Below are 7,465 nucleotides of genomic sequence, written 5' to 3' on the forward strand. Positions count from 1 at the left end.
TCAGTTTCCTGCTTCTTGTGTTTCGCGCGCCAGCACCCGCCCCGGGCGTGCGCCGGTCGAGCGGCCCTCGCGCCAGACCACGGCGCCATTGACGATCACCGTGTCGATGCCGCGTGCCGGTGCGATCGGTTTGTCATAGGTGGCGACCTCGTCCACCGTGTCGGCGTCGAACAGGGTCAGGTCGGCGTAGGCGCCTTCCTTCAGGACCCCCCGGTCCTTCAGGCCAAAATTCTTCGCCGTCAGGCCGGTCATCTTGTACACGGCGGTCTCCAGCGGGAACAGGCCGAGCAGGCGGCCATAGTGGCCCAGCACACGCGGAAAACTGCCCCACAGGCGCGGATGCGGTGCCGCGTCATGCGGCAGACCGTCGGAGCCGATCATGGTCTGGTCGAACTTCAGGATGCGCTGCACATCGGCTTCGTCCATCCTGAAGTAGATCGCGCCGGCGGGAAGCAGGCGTTGCACGGCCTCTTCCTGGGAGACGCCCATCTTTGTCGCGATGTCAGCCAGGTCCTGACCGGCATACTCAGGCAGCGCTTTGGACCAGCTGACAATGACGCGCGTCGAACCCGCCGCCCGGTCCGCCGACAGGATGGTGGAACCGGCCGTATAGGGATAGCAGTCCAGGCAGATCGGCTGCTTGGCCATGTTTTTTTCGATGAAGTCCAGCGTTTCCTCGGAGCGGCCGTAGTTCGCCTGCCCCACCACCTTGTGGTGCGAGATCACCACCGGCACCCCGACCTCGCGGCCGATGCGAAAGCTTTCTTCCAGCGAGTCGATCACGCGCTCGGCCTCGTTGCGCATGTGGGTGCAATACAGGCCGTTGAATTCCTTGAGCGGGCGGCAGATCTCGATCACCTCCTCGGTCGGCGCGGCAATCGCCGGCTCGTAGAACAGGCCGGTGGAGACGCCGATGGCGCCGGCACGCATGGCCTCGTCGACCAGCTCGCGCATGGCATCGATCTCGGTCGCACTGGCCGGCTGCGCCAGGTCATCCATCGTGGCCACACGCAAGGTGGTGTGGCCCACCAGCATGGCGCAGTTGGTGGCGGCCGGCTGGGCCCGCAGTGCATCGAGGTAGGCGGCGAAAGTGGGGAAACGGAACCACTCCCCCTCGCCGTCGAGCAGGTTCAGCGGCGGCGTGACGGGGTTGGGAATGGGGCGCGGCATTGGCGCCAGCGACACACCGCAATTGCCGCCTATCACCGTGGTCACGCCCTGGCTGACCTTGGGCGCCATGTCCCCGCCGGACAGCATGATGCGGTCGTCATGGGTGTGTGCATCGATGAAACCCGGTGCCGCAATGCGGCCTGCCAGATCGATTTCCACCTCGCCGTTCAGCGTTGAGAGGTCGCCGATGCGCGCGATGCGGTCGCCGCGAATGCCGATATCGCCGGTGAACCGGGGCGCACCCGTGCCATCGACGATGCTTGCGTTGCGAATCAGAAGGTCAAAATTTTCCTGCATGGGAGGCCTTGAAGTTAAAACGTCTTTTTACTTGCCGCAGCGGGTCGCGCCATGCCTGCGGCACCGAATGTTGAATCCAAACCCGGTATGGCCTCCGCTGGCCACGCCCGGATTCACAGCAGCGCGCCGCGCGCGGCAATCGGCCAGAGCGCCTCGACCCGTCCACCGCGCACGCAGACCAGTTCGTCATACAGGTTGACGGTCGGATCGCAATGACCGGGTACCAGCATCAGCGGGTCGCCCAGGGAGAGCGCGGCCGCGTCGGCGGTACTCAGCACACCATGCTCATCGGCGGCCTTCACATAGCGCAAATCAGGTCGCTGCCACACGGCGGGCATGCCCGAGTCGACGCTCGATGCCTTCAGGCCGGCGTCAACCACGGCATGCGTGGCGGAGGTCCGGCTCATGACACTGGTGCGCACAAACAGGGCATGCTCGAACGCGACGTCACCTTCACCGCGCTGGTTGTCGCCGTAGTCGCGGTCCATGAAGACATAGGAGCCGGCCTGGATTTCATTGAAGACGCCCGAATCGCGCTCAAGCACGAAGCTGCCCGTGCCCGCACCCGTGACACGCTCGACAGCGATGCCACAAGCCTCAATCGCCTGGCGGGTCATGCGTGCGGCCTCAACAGCGCTGCCGATGGCCGCGGCCCGGTCTTGCGGCGCGCGCAGATGCTGGGCGGGACCGTGGTAGCACTGCAGGCCCGCAAAACGCAGCGACGCACTGGCCGCAACCTGCTTCGCCAGCCGCACCGCCTCTTCTCCGGGGGCAACACCGCAGCGATTCGCACCGACATTGACCTCGATATAGACATCCAGTGTCACCGCATGGGCTTGCGCCGCCGCAGCCAGCGCCTGCACCTGCTGCGGATGATCGACCAGCACGCCCATGCGCGCGGTGCGCGCCAGGGCCGCCAGATGGCGCAGCTTGACGTCGCCCATCACCTCATTGGTGACCAGCACATCCTGGATGCCGGCCTCCACAAACACCGCTGCTTCGCTGACCTTCTGGCAACAGATGCCAACTGCGCCCAGCGCCACCTGACGCAAGGCAATCTGCGGGCACTTGTGGCTTTTGGCATGCGGGCGCAGGCGCACATCACGCCCGCGCAGCGCCGCCACCATGCGCGCCAGATTGCGCTCGAACGCATCCAGATCCAGAACAAGAGAAGGCGTATCGATCGCGCTGATCAGATCGCCGGGCTGGGCTGCTTGCCAGGGACTCATGAGGGGGAACTCCAGTAAAAGGTCAGTCGACCTTGGCGCCGGAGAACTTGACGACCTGGGCCCATTTGATCGTTTCACGACGCGAGAGCTCGCGGAACTCCTCGGGTGTGCTGGGGTCTGTATCCGCACCCAGCGCCTTGAAGCGCTCGCGCACCGCCGGACTCGCCAATGCGGTACGAATTTCTGCATTGAGTCGGGTCACGATGTCCTTGGGCAAGTTGGCCGGCCCGACAATGCCGCCCCACGCCACCACCTCGAAGCCCGGCACGCCGGATTCAGCAATGGTGGGAATGTCCGGGTAGGCGGGCGAGCGCTGGCTGGACGAAATCCCCAGGGCCCGTACCCGGCCGGCCTGGGCATGCGGACCGGACACCGGCGTGTTGATCATCATGAGCTGGACGCCACCACCGATCAGGTCGGTGATGGCGGCCGTGGCTGCCCGGTAGGGCACATGCAGCATGTGGGTGCCGGTCATGGACTTGAACAGCTCCACGCCCAGATGGGCGGTGGTGCCATTGCCGTCCGACGCAAAAGCCAGCTTGCCCGGATTCTTCTTCGCGTAGGCGATCAGCTCGGGCACATTTTTCACTGGCACGCTGTTGTTCACGATCATGATGTTGGACAGGCGCAGCGTGTTCGAGATCAGCGTCAGGTCCTTGTCCACGTCGTACGGCACATTGGCCAGCAGCGAGCGGTTGGTGGCCAACGAGACCACGTTGCCGTAGGCCAGCGTGTAGCCGTCCGCGGGTGAGCGGATCAGGTCCATGGTGCCGATCAGATACGAGCCACCCGGCTTGTTGTCGATCACGATCGGCACGCCCATTTGCTGCGACAGCTGTAAGGCCAAGCTGCGCATCAGAACATCGGGTGCGCCGCCTGCGGCCGACGGCACGATCAGGCGGATCGGCTTGTCGGGGTAGGCCGCGAGGCCCGGCATGGCCACAGCCGCCAGCGCGGCAAAAACAAGAGTGAGCTGCAGAAAGCGTTGACGCATGGCACGAGCCTCCAAAAATATTGAGTCAAGAGCCCGTCAAGAACAGGCCACAAAATTATTTTAAGTTTGGATTCAAAAGAAAAAACTTACTGAAAATAAATCTATAGTTTAGTTTTTCTTACGAATCCCCGGTCCCGCGGAACTGGCCGCCACAGCGGTCAAACGCCGTGCGCGGTTCATCGCTGCAAGGCGCAGCCCAAGGCCCCCTATGCTTGCAGCCATGCAAGCCAATTTATACGCACTGGGGGCCATCGCACTGTGGGTCCTGCTCGCCTCGCTGGGCGTGTCGCTCCGGCACCTCCCGCCCTTCCTGCTGACCGGCCTGGCGCTGCTGGCGGGCAGCCTGCTGGCCCTGCCCTTTGTCTGGAAGGACAGGCGGGCCTGGGCCATCCCGCCGGCCACGCTGGCGCTGGGCGTGTACGGCCTGTTCGGCTACCACTTCCTGCTCTTCATCGCCCTGCGTCACGCGCCGCCGGTGGAAGCCAACCTCGTCAATTACCTGTGGCCGCTGTTCATGGTGGTGCTGGCGCCGCTGTTCCTGCGCGGCGTGAAGCTGCGCGCCGCCCATGTGCTGGCCGCGCTGCTCGGTTTTGCCGGCGCCGCGGTCGCCATTCTGGGTGCCCGCACCGGCAGCGCTGGCGGCGGCTGGGCCTGGGGTTACCTGCCGGCGCTGGGCTCGGCCTTCATCTGGGCCAGTTATTCACTGCTGACCCAACGCGTGCCGGCGTTCCCGACCGCGGCCATCGGCCTGTTCGGCCTGGTCTCGGGCCTGCTGTCGCTGCTGTGCCACTGGGCGCTGGAGCCGTCGGCGGCCGTGTCGGGACGGGACTGGGCCCTGATCGCGGTGATGGGGCTGGGCCCGCTGGGCGCGTCGTTTTTTCTCTGGGACCGGGCGCTCAAGCTCGGCGATGCGCGGCAAATTGGCATCCTGAGTTACGTCACGCCGCTGGGCTCCACCGCGCTGCTGATGCTGGTCAGCGGCCGCGCGCTGAGCTGGAGCATTGGCTTGGCGGCGGTCCTGATCATTGGCGCCGCGGTGCTGGGGACAAGGACAAAATAGGACTTGAGCCCATGATTCACGGGCACTATCAGCTATTTTTTTAATAGCAACCGGACACGCAGACCAGGCGCCGCGTTGTCCACCTGCAGCCGGCTGCCATGCGCCTGCGCCACCAGCTGGCACAGATACATGCCCAGCCCCACGCCGCCGGTGGCGCGCTGGCGTGCGCTGTCGGTGCGGTAGAAAGGTTCGGTCAGGCGGGCCAACTGCTCGGCATTCACCCCCGGGCCGAAATCGCGCACCGCCAGCAACACGCCGCCGTCCTGCCGGGTCAGCGTGATGCGCGGCGGCTGGCCGGCCTCGGCGCTGTAACGCAGGGCGTTGTCGAGCAGGTTGCGCAGCAGCAGGCGCATGCGCGTGCGGTCCAGCGCCAGCGCGGGCAGGTCCACGGCCAGGTCCAGCGTCACCGCGGCAGCGTCGGGCATGTCGGCCACCACCTCGCGCACCAGCGCGGCCAGGTCCACCGGTTCCCGCTGCAGCGTCGCATGCGGGCTGGCCAGGCGTTCGCTTTCGAGCAGGTCGCTGATCAGGTCGCGCATCTCGTTCAGGTCGCGCAGCAGGGCGGCGCGTTCGGCCTCGCCCGCGCCGCTGCCGTCGGCGCTGGTGGGCAGCAGCTCGACGTTCAGGCGCGCACGTGTCAGCGGCGAGCGCAGCTCGTGGCTGAGCGCCAGCAGCAGGCCGCGCTTGGCGTCGAGCATGCCCTTGATGTCCTGCGCCATGGTGTTGATGCGTTGCGCCAGGTCACCCAGTTCGTCGCGCCGGCGCAGCGGGATCGGCGTGTCGAAGTCGCCGTGGCCGAAGCGCTCGGCCCCCGCGCCTATGTCGTCCAGCGGCCGCAGCAGGCGCCGCACATACCCATAGGCCGCAGCAATCAGGGCCAGCAGCAGCGCCAGCGTGATCCAGCCGACCGGGCTGTGCGGCCCGCGCTGCCAGGGCACGGTGCCCAGGCCAAAGCTCACGCGGTGGCCGTCGGCCGTGGTACGGCTGAGCCAGTCCCCTGCGCGGCCGCCAAAACCGGCGCGCTCGCGGTGCTCCGGCCGGTCCGGGTGCGACTGCCAGTTCACCTGCGGCCCTTCGATGCGGATGGCAATCGGCAGGCGTTCGGCCAGCGCCCGGGCCTTGGCCACGTCGGGCGGCGTGCCGATCTCCAGCACCAGCCGGTCCATGTAGTCCGCCACCAGCGGCCTGGCGGCATCGCGCCAGCCGGTGGAAAAAATCCGCTGCATGCCGCCCATGAACACGGCTGCCATGGCCAGCGCCAGCAGCAGGAAAACCGTCACCAGCCGCAGCCGCAGCGAATGCCGCCAGCGCCGGCAGGCCGCCGGCGCAGCCTGTGGATGTGTCATGGCGCCGCGGCCTTGCCCACGGCCAGCGTGTAGCCCGCATTGCGCAAGGTCTTGATGCAGTCGAGCGGCTCCAGCTTCTTGCGCAGCCGGCTCACCACGATGTCAACGGCGCGGGTGTAGAGATCGGCCTCGTGGCCGCGCAGCCGGTTCAGGATGTCATCGCGGCTGAACACCTTGCCGGGCTCGGCGGCCAGCAGCGCGAGCAGCTCGAACTCGGTGCCGGTCAGGTCCACCGGCTGCCCCTGGCGCAACACCTCGCGCGCCTCCAGGTCGATCACCAGGTCCTGGAACACCCGGCGCGGCTGGTGCGCCGGACCGGGCGCCACGCGCTGGCGCCGCAGGATGGTCTGCAGGCGCGCCACCAGCTCGCGCGGCTCGAACGGTTTGGGCAGGTAGTCGTCGGCACCGAGCTCCAGGCCAACGACGCGATCCATCACGTCACCGCGCGCGGTCAGCATCACCACCGGAATGTCGCTTTCCCTGCGGATCTCGCGGCACAGGGTAAAACCGTCCATCTCGGGCAGCATGACGTCGAGGATGGCCGCGTCGTAAGCCGTGGCACGCAGCATGGCCAAGCCCTGGCCGGGTCGCAGGGCGCTGTCGAGCAGCAGGCCGAAACGCGCCAGGTAAGTCGCCAGCGGTGCGGCCAGGTGTTCGTCGTCGTCGATCAGCAGGATGCGGGGCATGTCGCCATCATAAGAACTTCGCCAGGGACACCACTACGCCCGACGGCTCAACCATGGCGGCCCCAGCGGCGGCCGCGCTCCATGAACTCACGCACCTGCTGCTGCTGCTCGGGGCGCAGGTTGTCGAAGAAGTCGGCGGCAGCGGCAATCACCGCCGGGCTGCCAGCCTGCAGGGCGGCGGTTTTTTCGTCAATCAGCTTTTTGGCACCCGCCTGGTCGAGCTTGCTGCCGGCAAACAGGGCGCGCATGTCGGCGCGCGGATCGCTGGCACCACGCAGCGCCGCCCGCTGGGTCTGCAGCCGGTCGGCCAGCACCGCCAGCTTCTGCTTCTGCGCCGCGTCCAGGTCCAGCCGGGAGCCGATTTTCTCGACCATGCGGGCGCGTGATTCCGGCGAAGCCTCGGTGCCGGACTGCCAGCCACCGGGAGCGCGATGCGAACACGCGCCCAGGCTGCCGACGATGAGCGCGCCGCCGAAGAGGCCTAAAAGTGTTTTCTTGATGAAGCGTTTCATGGGAGGTCCTTGCAAAGAAGTGGAGGAAGCCTGCATGGTGCGCGTGCGGGCGCTCCGGGTGGTTTCACGCCGGTTGCGGTGTGTTTCGCTTTGTTTCGTTGCCGGAAAGCCAATCCGGCATCACGCTGCGCCTTGGGTTTGCAACGGACAGTAGGACGAACTCCCCACTCC

General features: G+C 66.7%; 7 protein-coding genes. 1 reads left to right on the forward strand and 6 read right to left on the reverse strand.

All coding sequences use genetic code 11. The features are described 5' to 3' along the window. From B7G53_RS14320 to B7G53_RS14330, 3 genes are all read right to left on the reverse strand, one after another. On the reverse strand, nucleotides 1–1,467 hold the full coding sequence (locus B7G53_RS14320) for an N-acyl-D-amino-acid deacylase family protein (protein WP_096668806.1): 1,467 nt from the start codon (nucleotides 1,465–1,467) through the stop codon (nucleotides 1–3). A gap of 113 nt (nucleotides 1,468–1,580) precedes the next feature. After that, nucleotides 1,581–2,696 carry a DSD1 family PLP-dependent enzyme gene (locus tag B7G53_RS14325; RefSeq protein WP_096668809.1) on the reverse strand — a complete coding sequence of 372 codons (1,116 nt, stop codon included), beginning with the start codon at nucleotides 2,694–2,696 and terminating at the stop codon, nucleotides 1,581–1,583. Nucleotides 2,697–2,718: 22 nt separating this feature from the next. Beyond that, nucleotides 2,719–3,690, reverse strand: coding sequence for a Bug family tripartite tricarboxylate transporter substrate binding protein (locus tag B7G53_RS14330; protein WP_096668811.1), 972 nt, complete (start codon nucleotides 3,688–3,690; stop codon nucleotides 2,719–2,721). Nucleotides 3,691–3,910: 220 nt separating this feature from the next. Here B7G53_RS14330 and B7G53_RS14335 point away from each other — a divergent pair, with 220 nt between their 5' ends. Beyond that, a complete protein-coding gene (locus B7G53_RS14335; RefSeq protein WP_096668835.1) occupies nucleotides 3,911–4,750 on the forward strand; it encodes a DMT family transporter in 840 nt (279 codons plus the stop codon). Between the two features lie 32 nt (nucleotides 4,751–4,782). On the opposite strand, the gene B7G53_RS14340 is transcribed toward B7G53_RS14335, so the two are convergent. From B7G53_RS14340 to B7G53_RS14350, 3 genes are read right to left on the reverse strand one after another with little or no spacing between them, the layout of a single operon-like run. Beyond that, entirely contained in the window at nucleotides 4,783–6,096 is a 1,314-nt protein-coding gene (locus tag B7G53_RS14340; protein WP_096668813.1) for a sensor histidine kinase, read from the reverse strand. Then, the gene (locus B7G53_RS14345) at nucleotides 6,093–6,782 is read right to left on the reverse strand and encodes a response regulator transcription factor (RefSeq protein ID WP_096668815.1); all 690 of its coding nucleotides are present in this window, start codon (nucleotides 6,780–6,782) and stop codon (nucleotides 6,093–6,095) included. Before B7G53_RS14345 ends, B7G53_RS14340 begins: the two co-directional genes overlap by 4 nt. A 47-nt stretch (nucleotides 6,783–6,829) precedes the next feature. Beyond that, on the reverse strand, nucleotides 6,830–7,294 hold the full coding sequence (locus B7G53_RS14350; protein WP_096668817.1) for a Spy/CpxP family protein refolding chaperone: 465 nt from the start codon (nucleotides 7,292–7,294) through the stop codon (nucleotides 6,830–6,832). Between the last annotated feature and the right edge of the window lie 171 nt (nucleotides 7,295–7,465).

Origin of the sequence: Polaromonas sp. AET17H-212 (genome assembly GCF_002379085.1) — a bacterium.
Lineage (GTDB): Bacteria > Pseudomonadota > Gammaproteobacteria > Burkholderiales > Burkholderiaceae_C > Polaromonas.

Excerpts from the sequence above, each read along its gene's own strand:
- B7G53_RS14320 (WP_096668806.1), bottom strand. The coding sequence starts at position 1,467 with ATGCAGGAAAATTTTGACCTTCTGATTCGCAACGCAAGCATCGTCGAT.
- B7G53_RS14325 (WP_096668809.1), bottom strand. The coding sequence starts at position 2,696 with ATGAGTCCCTGGCAAGCAGCCCAGCCCGGCGATCTGATCAGCGCGATC.
- B7G53_RS14330 (WP_096668811.1), bottom strand. The coding sequence starts at position 3,690 with ATGCGTCAACGCTTTCTGCAGCTCACTCTTGTTTTTGCCGCGCTGGCG.
- B7G53_RS14335 (WP_096668835.1), top strand. The coding sequence starts at position 3,911 with ATGCAAGCCAATTTATACGCACTGGGGGCCATCGCACTGTGGGTCCTG.
- B7G53_RS14340 (WP_096668813.1), bottom strand. The coding sequence starts at position 6,096 with ATGACACATCCACAGGCTGCGCCGGCGGCCTGCCGGCGCTGGCGGCAT.
- B7G53_RS14345 (WP_096668815.1), bottom strand. The coding sequence starts at position 6,782 with ATGCCCCGCATCCTGCTGATCGACGACGACGAACACCTGGCCGCACCG.
- B7G53_RS14350 (WP_096668817.1), bottom strand. The coding sequence starts at position 7,294 with ATGAAACGCTTCATCAAGAAAACACTTTTAGGCCTCTTCGGCGGCGCG.